Origin of the sequence: Schaalia sp. lx-260 (assembly GCF_021083645.1) — a bacterium.
Lineage (GTDB): Bacteria > Actinomycetota > Actinomycetes > Actinomycetales > Actinomycetaceae > Pauljensenia.
Genome location: NZ_JAJNRQ010000002.1, coordinates 260,059 through 277,953, shown reverse-complemented (window position 1 = coordinate 277,953; position 17,895 = coordinate 260,059). Strand labels below are relative to the sequence as shown.

Below are 17,895 nucleotides of genomic sequence, written 5' to 3'. Positions count from 1 at the left end.
GCCTTGTGGGAATTTCCTTACAAGGCGCGTCGTTTTTTTCCGCGAGAAATAAGCGAAGTAATACATGCCGATCCGCATAAAACAGCAGCAGAAATAAGTGCTCCCATCATAACTTCATCACAATAACGTGCGGCAAAAGTAATTGACGAACGCAAAGGTAATTCACCTGCAATATGGGCAGAAACCATACGAGATGAAACAGCTTGCACAGTCCCATTTGGACGAATCAACATGGATTCCCCCGTTGTTGAAGCCTGAATAGCGGAACGTGAAAATTCCATAGCGCGGAATCGTAAAATTTGCCCCTGCTGAGCAGATTCAGGTGAAGTTAAAAAATGATAATTATTTGTTGGAATAACAATAATTTGGCCTCCCTGCCGTACCCCCTGCGCAAGTAAAGACTCATAAGCAACCTCAAAACAAATACCCACAGTCATTGGTAGCAAACGACCATCAGAAAGCTGCGCCTCAAGATATGCAGCATTTTGCACAGGAAGAAGATCCACCTCCACCTGCGCAGCTTCAGTAGCTAAACGCGAAACAAAACTACGAAAAGGAATAAATTCACCAAAGGGAACAGGAATCTGCTTTCCATACAACGAGGATGACAAACCCGAATGGGGATACCACATCCCCACCCAGTTCCACCGATGATCCTCACGATACTCAGGTAAACCAACAAGAGTCGGAACCCCTACTGTATCCACCGCATGTGCAGTAAGAGAATGAACCACAGAACTTACACGCGGATCACGATCTAAAGAATTTTCACCCCACACAATAAAATCAAGATCAGAAACTTCCCTACCTAAAAGACGATGCTCATCTGCATGATCGCCACTGACTTTTCCCTCAATAGCATATGTATAGGCCCCAGGTAAACGCACATTCCCTTGAACAACTCCCACATTCACAGCACCATTTTCTTGAGACAACGGCAAAGGGAATACATACGGCCCGCCCAATAAAATACAAGCACATAGCAGAGTAACAGGTCTGCCCCACCAAGCTCGTTTATCATCATCAGCACGAAAAGCTACACTCCGCCGCAACAACACAGCGGAAAACACAACGATAAATGACACACCTACTTCACCAACAAAAGGTGCGATATGACCGAGCGGCCCATCCACCTGAGGATAAGCTAAATTTCCCCACGGGAAGCCAGACCAAGGCCAATGCGATCGAAATTGCTCGATCCCCACCCACATAACTGCCACAGTAACAGCTTGACCATATACACTCCGCGCCCATTTCCACACACGCAATAAAGAAACAGAGCATCCCCATAAAGCAAAGAAAAAAACCTGAGCCAGCGCTAAAGCACACCATGGTAAATAGCTACCAGTTGCAGGAATAGCCCAAGTAATATGCGGAAACCAGAAAGCAGAACCAAATATTGCTCCAATAATGAATGCTCTGCCAGCACCTGCATGATCGAGACGTGCAATCACTAAAGCAAGAGCAAAAGGAATACTCCACCACGCGCCCACATCAGGAAAAGCTGCCCATAAAGCAGCCCCAGCCCCACAAGCACATATGAGATCGAAAAGAAAATACAGAAGATGATGCCTTTCTTTTACAGTGCTGACCATGCGACCACTCCATGCGCTAAGGCTTGACGTGCCTGAAGCATAACCTCCGCCACATCTTCATCAGCCACGCGGCGCAGCTGATCTAACACATCCATCACTTGCCTCATCCAGCGAACAAAATCGCCCCCCTGCACTTCACATTCTGACAAAGCGACAGTCAATGATGCCCCACGCGCCCATGCAGCAGTCGCCGCCATAAGCCCCGGGTGAAGTGGAGGTGATACATGCGCTCCAACCTCAGTTTCTATTTCGTTCACACGAGCAAGAACACGACATGCACTATCCCAAGCCTCAGCCAAAAGCGGCTCAATCCCCTGCGGTAAAGCTGGCGCAGAATCTTCATCACCACGTGACTCATAAACAAAACATGAAGCCACTGCAGCTAATTGCGCATAATCAAGGCCACGGAAAACCCCTGTGCGTAAGGCCTCCACAATGACAAGATCATGCTCACCAAAAATATGCGTGAGCTGTTGCCCAAACTCACTCACATGATCCTCACGTAAGAAACCCATACGCTCTAAAACATCACATACCCTATCGAAATCACGCGCCACCGAATGAGTATGCCCATCAATGTGCGCCACCAAACGCTCTACTTCCCGTGCCGCACGCGCCCACGCATGTCCTGCACGCGCATGAGATTCGCGTTCAGGACACCGATGAACCGGATGCGAACGTAAACGACGCTCCAAATCCTCAGTTGAAGATATTTTCTCAGGAGAATCAGATGCATACGGACGAGATAACGTACCAGAACGAATAAGAGCTGATAAATCCTGAGCAAGCTTTGTGCGAACCTGCGCACGACGAAGAAGATGCGAGGCAGGAATCTTCATGCGACCAACAATACCTAGCCAATTCACTCGTTCATCAGAGGAAAGATAATACTTTTTCCCATCCGTACCAATACTCACTAAAGCAACAGAATGGCTGGCAGTCGAAGCCACATCACAGATGACATAGTACGTCAGTCGTCGCCCCTTACGGCAACACACAATATCGCCTGTACGCGCCCGAGCAAAAAGACGACGCTTATTTTCTAAAGCCTCATATGCCCGTGCTCGTGCTCCCTCCTTTTGCTGACGAGCTATGCGCTCACGTAAAGCAAAATATTCTTGAGCATCCCCCGAATCACAATGCATATCTGCAGCAAAGACATCCATGCGAGATTGTAAGTCACGGACTTGCTGAGCTAAATGCACCACAGCCGTATTTGCCTGATACTGAGCAAAAGAAGTTTCTAAAACTTCACGAGTTGCAGCACGTGTGGAATGAATCAGTAAATTAGCCACCATATTGTACGTCGGTCTAAAAGCACTGATAAGTGGATACGTTCGTTTAGAAGCAAGAGCAGCTACTTCCTCTGGAGCAACTTGACGGCGATGAAGAACAACAGCATGACCCTCATTATCAATACCACGCCTACCAGCACGTCCCGATAATTGCGTGTACTCCCCTGCCGACAACGACACATGCTGTGCACCATTCCATTTATGGAGCGACTCAATGACCACAGTTCGCGCCGGCATATTAATACCTAGAGCTAAAGTTTCTGTCGCATACACGACCTTCACCAGTCCTTGAGCAAACAGGCGCTCCACGGCCTCTTTCATCACCGGTAAAAGGCCAGCATGATGAGCAGCAACACCAGCTTCCAAGGCCTGCGCCCATTTGCGCACGCCTAAAGCAGCATGATCGCGTACATCAATGCGATTTAAAACTTCATCAACGCTCCGGCGAATACGCGCAGCTTCATCATGTGAAGTCAGGAGCATACCTGATGACAGAATATGAGCAACAGCGTCCTCACAACCTTGACGCGAAAAAATAAAAACAATAGCGGGAAGCATGTGAGCGCGATCCAGTGCAATCACTGTTCCAACCCGTGTTTCGCGTTTACCAGAGGAAGAACGACCTCGCGCACGCCCAAGCGGTGAAACTTCAGATAAAAGCCGAGGATTCAGACGCGAACTCAAACCTTTCCCATGACGACTCGGGGCATACAGATCAAAAAGATGATCTCCAACCAACATATGTTGATACAAAGGAACAGGCCGTTTCTCCCAAACAACAACCTGACATGAACCACGTACTTCCTGCATCCATGAACCGAATTCTTCAACATTAGACACTGTGGCAGATAAAGCAACAATACGAATATGTGCAGGCAGATGAATAATGACTTCTTCCCACACAGGGCCACGCATACGATCAGCTAAATAATGCACCTCATCGAGAATCACATGTGAAAGATTTTTCAGATCAACTTCCGCATAAATCATGTTCCGTAGAACTTCAGTTGTCATCACAACAATCGGAGCTGAAGGACGAACAGACGTATCTCCCGTTAAAAGACCAACATTTTCTGCACCAAAAATCCGCTGTAAATCTAAGAATTTCTGATTCGATAAAGCCTTAATAGGAGTCGTATAAAAAGCACGCTGACCACTGCTCATCGCAAGAAAAACAGCAAACTCCCCTACCACTGTTTTTCCGGCACCAGTGGGAGCCGCAACTAAAACAGAGGAGCCACTTTCTAAATGATCCATTGCTTCGCATTGGAAAGGATCAGGCACATATGGCAAATTTGCTGTCCACTCATGTCGAGCCGAGGAACGAAAATGACGGTCCTCATGAAAAGCTCGCATACGTTCTGCCGGGCTTAAAAGGGTGCTATTATCTGGTTCCGCACTTTCACGTACTACGCGACGACGGCGACGTGCAGGGCTCATATTTTTTCCTTTACACCGATAGTTTCCCAGATATGGAGTGCACGTGTGGCGCGCCTGTGAAGCCGCTGACGTATACGAGAAGGACAATCGAGTATATGCGGTGCTACATCCATAAGGACGCTATCAACCCACTGGTCATTCCACAGGGGAAAATCAACCGTGAAAGCACCTTCATCTTCATCAATGATCCGAAGTGAATAATCATCAACGATCCAACGTGCAGGGGTACGTAATTTTATAGGCACGCACTGGGGTTGTGGCTGCTCAGCATTCAACAGTAAAGAAGGGGTCTGTGTGAGGTTCTGTGTTTCCTTAGGTGTACCCGTCGATTTATGAGGAAACTGGGTAGCTGAAGTTTTGAGGATGCAAATATGGGTCATACGTGAAAGAAGGAATGTGCGTTCTTCTTCATTTTCATGACACCATCCCAGTAAAGACCACTCATGTGGTCCACGTGAAAGTTCCCGTGGATCAACATATCGATGAGAGCATTTACCGGAGTTATTCACGTAATCAAAAGTAATAGCGTATTTGTTCTGAATTGCATCACGTATGACAGCAACTTTTGGATTATGTTTTCGATACTGTGTGTCTTTCAGGAAAATGGAGGAGTGAGGCACCCCTGTAAGAGCGCCAATTTTCATAATAGTGCGAGGAAGGTGGGCGCATAATTCATCATCTAAGGTTTCAGTGATAGCTTCGAGGCTTACAAGTAAAGCCATTGCTTCATCTTCGCTCAGCCGTGGAGGTAAATGAGCGCCCATTGTTGTACGAAGGAAAAGTTGCCCGGTTTCTGTGTAAGCAGCCCAGTCAATTTCAAAAGAAGCACCCGGCAAAGAATCTCCCACATTCCCTAAATACTCAATATCACGTTTCACTTGTCGACGAGTACGGTCAAAGTGGGACGCAATTTCTTGGATTGTGGCCCCCTGGTGTTGTCCAAGCCAAGAAACTAACGAAATTAAACGCACAAGAGCATGGGAAACAGGTTCAGGCATACTTATTTTCCCTTCTGTGTGTAACGCTGCACCAAAGAAATCTGATAAGGAAATAGGACGTAGGAGTACACATCTTATTCAGATGTCTGCGCTGCCGCGTGTAAACGTTTAAGGATTTCATCACGCAAGTCCACGGGATCTAGAACAACTACGTCATCTATTGCAGATAAAATCCTGTGTATCCACTCCCCTTTTTCTGCTTCCTCGGTGTGAACACATTGCCATTCTTGTGTGTTATCCGTTTCAATGTACTGAGTAATATGCGGGTAAAAACGATCTAAGGCTGACAGACGGATCATCAGTCGTGGAGCCACAAGAAAATCTGTAAAAGGATCACGAACTCCCTCTGGCATTGGCTGGGCATCACCGGCTTGCCCATAAAATTCAATAGCTGATCTTATGCGGGACAAACGAAAAACTCGTTGATCCAACCGATCCAAATCATATCCCCATAAATACAATGAAGGGCCTCGTAAAATAATGCGCCATGGTTCAACAGAACGCTGATCGCTCCCTTTAAGTGAGGAATAATCAAACACAACGACATACCGATCATGAATAGCGCGTGTAAGGTCAGCAACGCTTTCTGCTCCACTGAAATCAATACGCACAGGCGTTATATCTTGTGTACGAGAAGTGGCAGTATCGTGGGCAGCGGCAGCAAGTTTAGGACGTATGAGCTGAGGATTAATTTTTTGCCATGCTGATGCAGCCAGTTGAATAAGGGCCATATCGGTGATGTCAAGTGTTATATCTTTCTTAGCAAAAAAATCGGAAGCGATACGGTACTTTTCATCTTCAGAACTGCTCATGTATTTCTTATCCAGAATTACACCTATTGAGCGTAGGGCAGCTTTATCCCGTTCAAACTGAACATCAAATGCCTGTGTCGTCAGGTTGGAATATCCTGGTAGAGAGCGAATATGTGCACGTGAAATCCCTGAGGTCGAATAAAGAATTGTAAAGAATAAGTTGAGCACACGCGTATTTGTTAAGACCTCAGAAGCCACAAAAATATTCTACGTGACAAGGTTTTAAGACAAGGCATAGGAAACGCCTCATGTGGATTATCAAGCAAGGGATATGCGCCCGGTTATTTTCCCTACAAAGCCAAAGCTCATCTTAAAGACGTGAAGCTGCAATTTGGGTGACGATAATGCCTCGGGCACCACATTCATGCAGATGATCCATCACAAGATTCACTCCTTGTGCAGGAACCATCACACGTACAGCAATCCATTGAGTATTAACAAGAGGGCTGATTGTAGGCGAACCAAAACCAGGGGTGATCGCAATTGTTGCCTCTAAATCCACCTCACGCACATTGTAGTCAACGAGTACGTAAGAGCGTGCAACTTGTACACCTTCAAGCCTGCGGTCAAGAGTGATGACGCGAGGATCCTCACGTAGTTCCTTGCGGGTGATGAGCACCGCTTCTGAAGTAAGAATCGGCTCAGCGAATACTTCTAATCCGGCTGTTTTGAGGGTGCTCCCAGTTTCTACGACATCAGCAATAACATCAGCAACACCGAGTCTGATGGAAGACTCGACCGCTCCATCTAAGTGAACAACTTCGGCTTCAATATTGTGTTCTTCCAGGTAAGTACGAACTAAATGATCGTACGAAGCCGCCACTCGTTTCCCAGTGATATCACTGAGATTTTGCATTGTCCCTACGGGAGCAGCAAAACGAAAAGTAGAACGAGCAAAACCTAAAGGACGGTGTTCAACGGCGGCGGTTCCTGAATCAAGTAACAAATCACGACCGGTAATGCCAGCATGAATGGAGCCACGGCCAACATACACAGCAATATCGCGTGGACGCAGGAAGAAAAGTTCCACACTGTTATCTGAATCGCTTAACACTAACTCACGGCCACGGCGCCGTGTCTTGTAGCCTGCTTCTGATAGGAGTGAAATCGATTGCTCTGAAAGAGATCCTTTATTTGGCACGGCTACGCGTAATACATTCGTTGTATTCATGATAATCCGATCAGAGCTTTTGATATACGTCTTCTAGAGTGAGGCCACGAGCAATCATCATAACCTGCGCATGGTACAAAAGTTGCGATATTTCAAGTGCCAGGTCGTCATCGCTTTCATAACGTGCAGCAATCCACACTTCACCGGCTTCTTCTGCAATTTTTTTACCGATGAAATGAACACCTTGCTCTAGTTCTTCAACTGTGCGGGACCCGGCTTCATGGGTCTGCGCTTTACGTGAGAGTTCAGCAAAAAGTTCATCAAAAGTAGTCACCTATCTTAGGCTAGTGTCCTTTTGGCGTTTTTTCAGTCAGGCCCAAACATCGGACTTTCGTTGAGATAAGGCGAAAATGATAAAGAAAAGGCCCGACAAAATACTTGCCGGGCCGAATGTCAGCAGAACAGAGGCTCAGGCCTCCACGTCCAGCAGACCGTTCTTGTACGCCTTCGCCAGACGACGCGGCACGCGGACCTCACGACCTGCAACCTTGATGGTGTTCAGCTCGGTCAGATCAGCTTTCCATGCAGACCGGCGAGTGCGGGTGTTGGCGCGGGACATCTTACGCTTTGGTACTGCCATTGCCTTACCCCTTTCATCTTCTCGTGGACGTATATCGTGCCGGATGACGATCCGTGGAATCCTCATCCTCGGCTCGGCTTCGCGCCCACTCAGGAGAATGCGCGCAAATGGCAACTCGGAAAGTTTAACATGTCTATTTGCAATACTTGATGCCGCGCCGAAGTAGCATAATGCGATTCTCGTTACATCTACGCTCAATATTGCATATACAAAGATTATTCGCATCAGTTGATCGATGCTTTCAATACTATTTGCTGCTGCGTAACTTAGATGAGGAAAGTCCGTAATGGATTATTCCTTTCCTCTCCACAGTTGTTTTCACGCATATTAATGGCTCAATACACTCACATTCGCTACTCCAAAGGACTATGGAAGTAAAGATTGAGAGGGGAAAAAGATGAATTGAACAGGGAAAATTGGGGTATTTCATAAGGATGATGACGATGCATAAAGGAAAAGACAATGCTGAAAAGAAGCATGATAACTCAAAAGAAATGACGGCGATGAGGAATATTAAGCGGACTCAAAAGGATAAAAGTACTGACTCAAAGGGGTGAATACAGCAAGTAAGGGGGCGCGTCACAGGATAGATGGATTGACTAGAATCAGATACAAGGTAGTGAAGCAGTAGCGACAACATATCAAAATACGAAGATAACTCTTTTCATTTAGTCCCACAAAGTATTCCTCAACGCATTGAGAAAGGACCTGCTTATGGATACTCGCGGTCTGCTCACATTACGTGAGGGCACAATCATTGAACACGAGATAGAAATTAAACGATCACGTTTCATTGCCACTCTCGCTCGTACAGATACTCCCCAAGAAGCACGTACCATTATTAACGACGTGCGCTCCACACACCCCGCCGCACGCCACGTATGCTCGGCATACCTCATCCACGAGCAGGGACAATCGCCTCATCAACACTCCAGTGATGATGGTGAACCCGCAGGAACCGCTGGAAATCCCATGCTAGAAGTCCTCCGAAATAATGATGTATGGAATGTATGTGCTGTTGTGACTCGCTACTTCGGTGGGATCCTTTTAGGGACAGGTGGGCTCGTTCGTGCTTACTCTAGCGCAGTAAGTGAAGCGCTTATCCGCGCCCCACGTGCTCGATTAAAAGACATGCAGGTGTATGAAACCCATCTCCCGCTTGGAGAAGCCGGACGTATTGAAGCCGAAATACGTAGCTTGGGTGCGCATGTTATGAATGTTACATGGGGCAATGACGTTACCCTGCAGGCCGCTATCTGCGAACCGCAAAAACAAGCACTTTTTGAGTGCGTAGCCCGAGTGACGCAAGGGCAAAGTGCGTTTCAATTAGTGACCACAACTCTTGTTGAAGTGGACGAGATTTCCGCTTCATCGTAGGGTGGGTACATGACTTGCGAACGACACACACATAGCCATATTGAAGCTGCTGTGCTTCTTTGTGCTTGTTGTTTCGCTGTGTGTTGTCTGTAGGGCGCACGTCTATATTGGTACGTCGCTTACATATTCACACTGATGGTATGCACGTACTGGCGTTCGCCCTCATCCTTTACTTTTCTTACCTGTTATTTCACACTCAGCGGCCGTTTTCTATCGCATATGTATGCTCGGCCTTTCATATGAAGGAGTTCTCATGTCCCGTATTGCTCATAATGTTTCTGAACTTATTGGAAATACTCCCCTTGTTCGTCTGAACCGCCTTGTTTCCAATCAGGCAAGCGTTTTAGCGAAAGTCGAATCTTTTAATCCTGCTTCCTCAGTTAAAGACCGTATCGCTGCAGCAATTATTGACGCAGCTGAAGCATCTGGCGAACTTAAACCTGGAGGTACAATTATTGAGGCAACTTCCGGTAATACTGGTGTTGCCCTCGCCATGGTAGGGGCTTCGCGTGGCTACAAAGTAGTGATTACGATGCCTTCATCGATGAGCATTGAACGGCGTTTACTTATTCGTGCTTTTGGCGCTGAAATCGTTCTTACTGACCCAAGTACAGGTATCAAAGGTGCCGTTGCTGAAGCTGAACGCATACGCGATGAACGCCCCGGTTCAATTATTGCTTCCCAATTCACTAATCCCGCAAACCCTGCTGTTCATCGTCGCACCACTGCTGAGGAAATTTGGGGCGATACAGATGGAAATATTGATATTTTGGTTGCTGGTGTTGGTACCGGCGGCACAGTCTCAGGCGTGGGGGCTGTTCTTAAAGAACGTAAGTCATCCGTTCAGGTGATTGCGGTTCAGCCTGAAGAATCACCTTTGCTTACCGGGGGTGATCCTGCACCTCATGGCATCCAAGGTATTGGCCCGAACTTCGTCGCACAAACTTACGATTCATCTGTGGTTGATGAAGTCCTATCCGTTAACACGGCTGAAGCGATGGCAATGTCACGTCGTGCTGCTGCTGAAGAAGGACTCCTGGTAGGCATTTCCTCTGGAGCTGCTCTTGCTGCTGCTGTTCGTGTTGCTGAACGACCTGAAAATGCTGGAAAAACTATTGTAGTGGTATTGCCAGATACAGGTGAACGTTACCTGTCTACAAAGCTTTTTGAGGATCTACGCGACTAAAAATCAGCTCTGTGTGAAACACTATCTGTAAAATCAACCTCATAAATATGACAGTTGATTTCTCATATTTTTCACGCTTACCGCTGAATCTAGGGTACTCGTACCACGAAAACAGGTGCGAGTACCCTAGTATGTCGGTGATATATATTCCACTACATAAAAACATCCTCAAGACTGTGTGGCTGGGGTGCGTCACTGGACCATATTGTGTGTGAACGAGTACACACGAGATTGATGCACGTGAAATGAAAGAGGTTACTATGGCATCGACTTCCGCCTTGAAACTGCTAGCTGAAGATCTGCGTACCGCTCGTCGTCGTGACCCGGCTGCACGTTCCAATGTAGAAGTAGCTTTAGCCTATCCAGGTGTTCATGCTTTATGGGCACATAGAATTTCTCATGCTCTGTGGCAACGCGGCTTTGGTACGCCTGCACGTGTTATTTCTTCACTCTCCCGTGCAGTAACAGGAGTTGACATTCATCCTGCCGCCCAAATTGGTCGACGAGTTTTTATCGATCACGCAACTGGTGTTGTCATTGGTCAAACTGCTGAAGTTGGCAATGATGTTGTGATTTTTCATGGAGTAACTTTAGGTGGAGTCGCCATGACTCCAGGTAAGCGGCATCCCACAGTGGGCAATCATGTGATGTTAGGGGCAGGGTCAAAAATTCTGGGTCCTATTGTCATTGGTAATGGAGCAAAAGTAGGGGCAAATGCTGTGGTCACACGCGATGTTCCTGATGATTCCGTAGCTATTGGTATTCCAGCGCGGATTCGTGAAACTCCACAAAGTAATGAATGTGATGCTGATTTGATTATTGACCCAAACTGCTATGAGGATCCGACCCTTTTGATTTAAGTGCTGTTTCTTCTGGCGCTTCCTGCTGTATTTCAAATACAGGGAGAAGCGTTTGTAGGGCTACTTTCTTTCGTGCAGGTATGCGTCGGTTTGAAAGATAGATCCGAAGTTTTTACCAAAACAGCATATATGTGCTACGTATCACTTACACTGGGTCTATGACACAGCGAACAATGAAAGCACAACTACAAGCGTTAGCTGATGTCGAGCGTCCAGAAAACTACGAAATTGCGACGCTCACTCGCCAAGATATTCCCGCATTGGCGGTGCTGAACATCGTCGCATACGAAGCACCTTACACAGCACAAGCACTTTTTGAAGCAACAGACGAACTCCGTTTAATCTTCGACGGTGTTTTTGGTATTCCACGCGATGACTCATTTGTTGGAGCATGGCATGAAGGGACGCTCATCGCTGCCATTTTGGTTGTTGTAGGCCCTCCGTGGGATGAAGCAGACACAAACACCCCTGTTGTTCTGGACCTCATGGTAGATCCTGAATTTCGTCGACGCGGCATAGCCACAGCACTTATTGCTGAGATTGCGCGACGATGCATGAAATGGGGAAAAGAGTCCCTGTCCTTACGTCTGGACGCTCATCATAGTGCGGCCGCAAGTCTTTACGATTTACTTGGTTTTGAAGAATCAACGAAATAGACTCCTGCTTTTACGGGGTGGCAGCATAAAAACGCTGAGGTTATCTGAGGAAGCTTCCAGACCCTGCAGGTGTGAAACCACGGTTATATGTCAGACTATCGTTGGCAATTCGGACACCAAAATAGACGTCGATTATTCATCAATTTTTCTGCAATATGCGTACCACAACGGATACACGGACGCCCTGTACGATGATATACATACCAGCGCGAGGCTTCCTCATCCCCCTCAATTACTGACTCGGGTGCTTCATCGGGAGACATAGTAATAAGATAGCCCGCTGCTAAACCACGATTCATCACCTCACATACAACATGCCATAGATGCTGTAATCGAGAAACAGAGATACGGTCACCACGCCTCATCGGGGAAATTCCCGCTAAAAATAAAGCATCCGCACGATAAATATTGCCGACTCCCGCAATGATGGACTGATCCATCAGCATTTCCCCAATGGTTCTTTTACGGCGACGAACTGCCTCCACAAAACGCGTACACATCTCATCATTATTGTGAGCAGCAACAGCCAAAGGATCAGGGCCTAGCTGTGATTCAATCAGACAGCGTTCTTCATCAGTAACTAATTCACAGCGATGAGGACCTGCCAAATCTGCAACAGCATGTGTGGTGACAATACGTAGGCGCACTTGCCCTATAGGTTCAGGAACCTCCCATGACTCATTTTCTACCGGGTCAGGGATCTGGGGTGCAGGAGCATTGAGCGGACCACTCCCCCAGCGCATAGGAACATGACGGTCGCGTGGCCCTACACGGTGTACCACCCCATGACCATAATCTTTCACAGTGGTATCACCGTTAAAACGCCACCAGCCGTAAAGACCTAAATGGATATGAACCCACTTGTCTACACGTTCAGGTATTTCTTGCCCTTGCAGGGATAAAGAATCATACGTGCGAAATTCTGCTGCATGTTCCTCGGTGGAAAAACCTAAGAACATATGTTTACCAACTGCTCTGCAAACAACAAGCAGGTGCCCATTAAGTATGGCGGCAGAAGCTGCAAAACGACCTTGCGGGGATGACACGATGCAACGTTGACCCGCGAAAACTTCGGCAAAAGTCTCAGCCAGACGCCGAACGGCATCCCCTTCAGGCATGGTAATCCTTTACTTTTGTGGGACGACAAGATTGATAAGTGTTGGAGGACGCACAATCACTTTCACAGGTATTTGCCCATTCAAGAGACGTTGAATAGCTGGTTCGTTCATAGCAGCTTCACGCAAATCATCTTCACTTATTGATGGAGTTACCTCCAAACGAGCACGAACCTTGCCATTAACTTGAATGATCGCAGTTACCGTTTCTTCAACAAGTAAAGATTCATCTTCCACCACGGGGAAAGGAATCCGCGCTAATGATGTGTCATGTCCAAGACGTTCCCACAGTTCCTCAGCAATATGCGGCGCTACAGGGGAAACCATGAGGACCAATGCTTCTACAGCTTCACGAGGTACAGCAGAAAGAGAAGTCAGATGATTATTGAGGACGATAAGTTTTGCGACCGCTGTATTTACACGCATATTTTCGTATTCCACAGTAACGTCGGCAATTGTCCGAGCCAAAACACGCTGCGTTTCTAAATCGGCAGGATCCTCAGTAATACGCAATTCGCCAGTGGATTCATCAACGACGTTACGCCATAAACGTTGCAGGAAACGCTGTGAACCAATAACTGCACGAGTCTCCCATGGGCGAGACACATCCAGCGGCCCCATACTCATTTCGTACACACGGAATACGTCAGCACCATAAGCCTCATACATGTCATCGGGAGTCACAATATTTTTCAGCGACTTACCCATCTTGCCGTATTCACGGTTGACAGACTGGCCTTTCCATGTGAAACCAGTGTTTTCGTCGCCTTCTACTTCATCGGCAGGAACGTACTGCCCACGAGCATCGGTATAGGCATAAGCCTGTACATACCCTTGATTAAAGAGGGTGTGATACGGCTCAGAATCAGGAACGTATCCCAGATCAAAAAGAACTTTCTGCCAGAAACGTGAATACAGTAGGTGCAAAACCGCATGTTCCACACCTCCCACGTACAAGTCAGTGCCGCCACTGATTTTGCCTTCACGTGGACCCATCCAATAATTCAGATTTTCTGCAGATGCTAAGGCGTCATTGTTATTCGGGTCGGTGTAACGCATTTCGTACCAGCAAGAACCTGCCCACTGTGGCATTGTGTTGGTTTCGCGTCGGTAGCGTTTCAAACCGTCACCAAGATCAAGCTCAACATTTACCCATTCGTCAGCACGACCTAAAGGTGCGTCAGGTGAAGTCTGCGCATCATCAGGATCAAAAGTACGTGGAGCGTAGTCAGAAATCTCCGGTAGTTCCACAGGTAACATATTTTCAGGTAATGCATGAGGCAAACCATCCTCATCCCACACGATAGGGAAAGGCTCACCCCAGTAGCGTTGACGACTGAATAACCAGTCACGCAGACGATATGTTACTGTTTTCTTTCCATAGCCACTGCTTTGAAGCCAATCGGTCATCGCAGCTTTTGCTTCGTCTTTTGTTTTACCATTCAGATCAATGTCACCATTGGCTGAATCAACAGCAACACCATCACCTACATAAGCCGACTCAGAAAGATCATGAGCATAAGGATCCGCAGGATCCCCAATGGTGCGAATAACATCCAAGTCAAAAGCGCGTGCAAAATCCCAGTCGCGTTGATCGTGCGCGGGAACAGCCATAATCGCCCCTGTCCCATATCCCCACAGGACATAGTCGGCAACGAAGATAGGGATACGGCGACCATTTGTTGGATTCACACCGTAGTACCCAGTGAATACACCAGTTTTTTCACGGTCCTCAGCTGTGCGTTCCATTTCGGTTTTCCGTGCAGCTTGACCTCGATATGCTGCCACAGCTTCACGAGGTGAAGGATAGCCACCTGTCCATGCTTCTTTTGTTCCTGCTGGCCACTGCTGAGGCACGCTCAGATGTGCTTCATCATCAGCTTCACCGCCGTGAGTTCCTCCTAAGAGCGGATGCTCGGGGGCAACAACCATGAAAGTTGCACCAAATAGCGTATCTGGACGAGTGGTGTACACCTCAAGTTGCGAAATCGATGAGTGAACCTCTTGCGCGTTCAGTACATTGAAAGTAACTGTGGCACCTTCTGAGCGTCCAATCCAATTTCGTTGCATTGTGCGTACTTTATCGGGCCAGTTAATCGTGTCCAGATCACGGGCTAAACGCTCACCATAAGCGGTGATACGCATCATCCATTGACGCAGGTTACGTTTGAAAACAGGGTAATTTCCGCGTTCAGAACGACCATCAGCTGTTACTTCCTCATTTGCCAAAACTGTTCCCAACCCTGGGCACCAGTTCACAGGCGCATGGGACACATATGCTAAACGGAAACTATCAACAACCTGTGATTTTTCGACCTCAGTCAGTTCATCCCATGGACGACCATCGGGCACTGCTACCTGGCCGGCTGCAAGTTTTTCACGTAGTTCAGATACTGGGCGCGCTGCACCTTGTGAGCCGTCGGGAGCAGTTGCTTCAGGATCAAACCATGAGTTAAAGACTTGTGTGAAAATCCACTGTGTCCAGCGCACATATTCAACATCAGTTGTCGCTAAAGAACGGCGACGATCATGTGACAGCCCTAAACGACGAAGCTGCCTGCGCATATTAGCAATATTTTCTTCGGTGGTGATACGTGGATGCTGGCCTGTCTGAACGGCATATTGTTCGGCAGGAAGACCGAAAGCGTCATACCCCATCGTGTATAGGACGTTATCGCCTTTCATGCGGCGGAAACGCGCCACTGTATCTGTAGCAATGTATCCTAAAGGATGCCCCACATGAAGACCTTTACCTGAAGGATAAGGAAACATATCAAGGAGGAAGAAGGGTGTGTGCGCGGCCAGAGGACCGGCAAGATCACCAGTGGGATTATCAGCATGGAAAGTACCCCACTCATCCCAGCGTTCCTGCCATTTTGTTTCGATTTGTCCGGCCAGCTCTGCCGTATAACGGTGGGCGGGAATGATAGCTGTAGGTTGAGTTGATGACATGTGCGGGCTTCCTTGTGGTTCCTGCGGTTCTTTTGGCCTTAAAAGGCCCCGTATAAGGGTAGACCATTTAGGCTTTTTCCTCTCGTTCCCATCAAAATATGAGGCAAGAGGAGGAAAAATTCACGATCTTTCATGTAGTAATGTCAGCGTATCAAGTAAATGCTGCCCTTTATGGGACGCGCATTCATTGTTGTCACACGCATAAGGCCAAGCGGCGTTGCACAATAGATGTATGAGTACTGTATTTGAAAAAATTATCAGTGGAGACTGGCCTGGTCGTTTTGTGTGGACTGACGAGGTATGCGTCGCTTTGATGACCATTGAACCGGTTTCCCCTGGGCATGTTCTAGTTATTCCGCGTCATCCCTGGGAAAAATGGAGTGATTGTCCACAGGAAATCCTCACACATCTCACCCATGTTGCCCAGAAGATAGGTTCTGCTCAGGAACGTGCTTTTGAGGTATCACGATCAGCTGTGGTGATTGCTGGCTTTGAGGTTCCTCATACTCATATTCATGTGATTCCGGCTCGTTCAGAAGCTGATTGTTTACTAAATAACGCTCAGAGTGCGCCTGCGGAAGAAATCGAAGCTGCTGCTATCCACCTGCGCGATCAGCTCATCCATGATGGTTATGAAGCGTATGTTCCGCCTCGTCTTGAAAGTGCTGCCAGCTAACTAGTTTCCCTGTCGGTACTTTACGTATTCTTCATATGCGCACATGTGCTGTGTATGACGTGTGCGTGAGAGGTCAAACAGATCATTGACTTATGAGCAATAGACTCACGCTAGTGAAACAGGTATTACGCATCTGCGCTCACATGAAGAATTTGTGCTTGCCGGTAGGTAAGAACGCTTTCGCGGTCCCCTATCTTCACAATAAATCCTGAGTCCTCGGATAAAACCCGCATCATACGCACACGTGTTCCTAAAGTGATTCCAAGAGCGTCATTTGCACGCATTGCTTCAGAATCACGATCACTGACACGGATAAGGATGGCTTCTTGTCCTTCGGTAAGTTCTGAGAGCAAAATTGTTTCTGGTAGGACTTCACATGTACCGTCAGCTGCTGGAATCGGGTCACCGTGCGGGTCTCGTGAAGGATACTTGAGTGCAGCTTCAAGACGACCTAAAAGCCGATCAGATATTGCGTGCTCAAGGATTTCTGCTTCTTCGTGTACTTCATCCCAGTCAAAATTCAAAACTTCATGCAGGTAGGTTTCTAAAATCCTGTGACGGCGTATCATCCCTACGGCCACGCTGCGCCCTTTGGAGGTTAAACGGGCTTTTTGGTAGGGAGTGTGATCGATAAGTCCTTGAGCGACTAGACGGCGTACATTCTCAGATGCTGTGGAAGCCACTACTCCTGTGCGACGGGCAAGCTCATTAATACTCAAGCCGTCCTTTCCGCGAGTTTGCGCAGTCCATATCAATTTGAGGTAATCCTGCGCAACGGGTGAGGCTGCGAATATTTCTGTACTTTTTTCGCCGGTCATCGCACTCCTTGACATATGTAAATAACTGGCTTCTAGCGTACCTTTTGCAGGTTACTTCGCCATCTGAAGTCAAAATGTGTCCTGATCCTCGTGAATAGATTTTGTGTCTGGCCCTCTAAAGGAGTAGTCTATTCTTTCGGTCCTAGGATTGCCGCGCCGTTAGCTCAATTGGCAGAGCAGCTGACTCTTAATCAGCGGGTTGGGGGTTCGATTCCCTCACGGCGCACGAATATTTTGTGCGTGGCAATAATACCGCTCATAAAGTATCCAACGCGCCGTTAGCTCAATTGGCAGAGCAGCTGACTCTTAATCAGCGGGTTGGGGGTTCGATTCCCTCACGGCGCACTTTTTATTCCCGTCTTCT

The 17,895-nt window shown here is 47.6% G+C and carries 15 protein-coding genes and 2 tRNA genes; 7 read left to right on the top strand and 10 right to left on the bottom strand.

What is annotated here, in order from left to right; all coding sequences use genetic code 11:
- Positions 1 to 17: 17 nt before the first annotated feature.
- From lnt to rpmF, 7 genes are all read right to left on the bottom strand, one after another.
- Positions 18 to 1,595 carry an apolipoprotein N-acyltransferase gene (gene lnt, locus LRP57_RS03190; protein ID WP_231205062.1) on the bottom strand — a complete coding sequence of 526 codons (1,578 nt, stop codon included), beginning with the start codon at positions 1,593 to 1,595 and terminating at the stop codon, positions 18 to 20.
- Complete coding sequence (locus LRP57_RS03185) at positions 1,580 to 4,330, bottom strand: DEAD/DEAH box helicase (protein WP_231205060.1); 2,751 nt, start codon at positions 4,328 to 4,330, stop codon at positions 1,580 to 1,582. Before LRP57_RS03185 ends, lnt begins: the two co-directional genes overlap by 16 nt.
- Entirely contained in the window at positions 4,327 to 5,328 is a 1,002-nt protein-coding gene (locus LRP57_RS03180) for a helix-turn-helix transcriptional regulator (protein WP_231205058.1), read from the bottom strand. The genes LRP57_RS03185 and LRP57_RS03180 overlap by 4 nt, the downstream gene beginning before the upstream one ends.
- Positions 5,329 to 5,402: 74 nt before the next feature.
- Positions 5,403 to 6,140 carry a transcriptional regulator gene (locus tag LRP57_RS03175; protein WP_231205056.1) on the bottom strand — a complete coding sequence of 246 codons (738 nt, stop codon included), beginning with the start codon at positions 6,138 to 6,140 and terminating at the stop codon, positions 5,403 to 5,405.
- 310 nt (positions 6,141 to 6,450) lie between these two features.
- Positions 6,451 to 7,311 (bottom strand): ATP phosphoribosyltransferase, encoded by an 861-nt coding sequence (gene hisG / locus LRP57_RS03170; protein WP_231205054.1) that lies wholly within the window; start codon positions 7,309 to 7,311, stop codon positions 6,451 to 6,453.
- 10 nt (positions 7,312 to 7,321) lie between these two features.
- Positions 7,322 to 7,585, bottom strand: a complete 264-nt coding sequence (locus tag LRP57_RS03165; protein ID WP_231205052.1) for a phosphoribosyl-ATP diphosphatase — start codon at positions 7,583 to 7,585, stop codon at positions 7,322 to 7,324.
- Between the two features lie 135 nt (positions 7,586 to 7,720).
- Positions 7,721 to 7,891 (bottom strand): 50S ribosomal protein L32, encoded by a 171-nt coding sequence (gene rpmF, locus LRP57_RS03160; RefSeq protein ID WP_231205050.1) that lies wholly within the window; start codon positions 7,889 to 7,891, stop codon positions 7,721 to 7,723.
- Positions 7,892 to 8,605: 714 nt separating this feature from the next.
- On the opposite strand from rpmF, the gene LRP57_RS03155 reads away from it, so the two are divergent.
- The 4 genes from LRP57_RS03155 (at position 8,606) to LRP57_RS03140 (ending at position 11,970) form a co-directional block, all read left to right on the top strand.
- Complete coding sequence (locus tag LRP57_RS03155; RefSeq protein WP_231205048.1) at positions 8,606 to 9,268, top strand: YigZ family protein; 663 nt, start codon at positions 8,606 to 8,608, stop codon at positions 9,266 to 9,268.
- Between the two features lie 253 nt (positions 9,269 to 9,521).
- Positions 9,522 to 10,454 carry a cysteine synthase A gene (gene cysK, locus LRP57_RS03150; RefSeq protein ID WP_231205046.1) on the top strand — a complete coding sequence of 311 codons (933 nt, stop codon included), beginning with the start codon at positions 9,522 to 9,524 and terminating at the stop codon, positions 10,452 to 10,454.
- Between the two features lie 260 nt (positions 10,455 to 10,714).
- Positions 10,715 to 11,314: a serine O-acetyltransferase gene (cysE, locus tag LRP57_RS03145; protein WP_231205044.1), complete on the top strand. Its 600-nt coding sequence runs from the start codon at positions 10,715 to 10,717 to the stop codon at positions 11,312 to 11,314.
- A 158-nt stretch (positions 11,315 to 11,472) separates the two neighbouring features.
- Positions 11,473 to 11,970, top strand: a complete 498-nt coding sequence (locus LRP57_RS03140) for a GNAT family N-acetyltransferase (protein ID WP_231205042.1) — start codon at positions 11,473 to 11,475, stop codon at positions 11,968 to 11,970.
- A 95-nt stretch (positions 11,971 to 12,065) separates the two neighbouring features.
- Here the strand turns inward: LRP57_RS03140 and LRP57_RS03135 are convergent, their stop codons facing one another.
- Together LRP57_RS03135 and LRP57_RS03130 are read right to left on the bottom strand one after the other, a co-directional pair.
- Positions 12,066 to 13,088, bottom strand: a complete 1,023-nt coding sequence (locus LRP57_RS03135; protein ID WP_231205040.1) for an Fpg/Nei family DNA glycosylase — start codon at positions 13,086 to 13,088, stop codon at positions 12,066 to 12,068.
- Positions 13,089 to 13,097: 9 nt separating this feature from the next.
- Complete coding sequence (locus LRP57_RS03130) at positions 13,098 to 16,037, bottom strand: leucine--tRNA ligase (protein ID WP_231205038.1); 2,940 nt, start codon at positions 16,035 to 16,037, stop codon at positions 13,098 to 13,100.
- Positions 16,038 to 16,269: 232 nt separating this feature from the next.
- Between LRP57_RS03130 and LRP57_RS03125 the strand changes: the two genes are divergently transcribed.
- The gene (locus tag LRP57_RS03125; RefSeq protein WP_231205037.1) at positions 16,270 to 16,713 is read left to right on the top strand and encodes an HIT family protein; all 444 of its coding nucleotides are present in this window, start codon (positions 16,270 to 16,272) and stop codon (positions 16,711 to 16,713) included.
- A 125-nt stretch (positions 16,714 to 16,838) separates the two neighbouring features.
- Here LRP57_RS03125 and LRP57_RS03120 read toward each other — a convergent pair whose 3' ends face one another.
- Complete coding sequence (locus LRP57_RS03120) at positions 16,839 to 17,531, bottom strand: metal-dependent transcriptional regulator (protein WP_231205035.1); 693 nt, start codon at positions 17,529 to 17,531, stop codon at positions 16,839 to 16,841.
- 153 nt (positions 17,532 to 17,684) lie between these two features.
- Between LRP57_RS03120 and LRP57_RS03115 the strand changes: the two genes are divergently transcribed.
- Positions 17,685 to 17,757 (top strand) — tRNA-Lys (locus tag LRP57_RS03115).
- A gap of 46 nt (positions 17,758 to 17,803) precedes the next feature.
- Positions 17,804 to 17,876: transfer RNA gene (locus LRP57_RS03110), tRNA-Lys, on the top strand.
- The last annotated feature ends 19 nt before the right edge of the window (positions 17,877 to 17,895 follow it).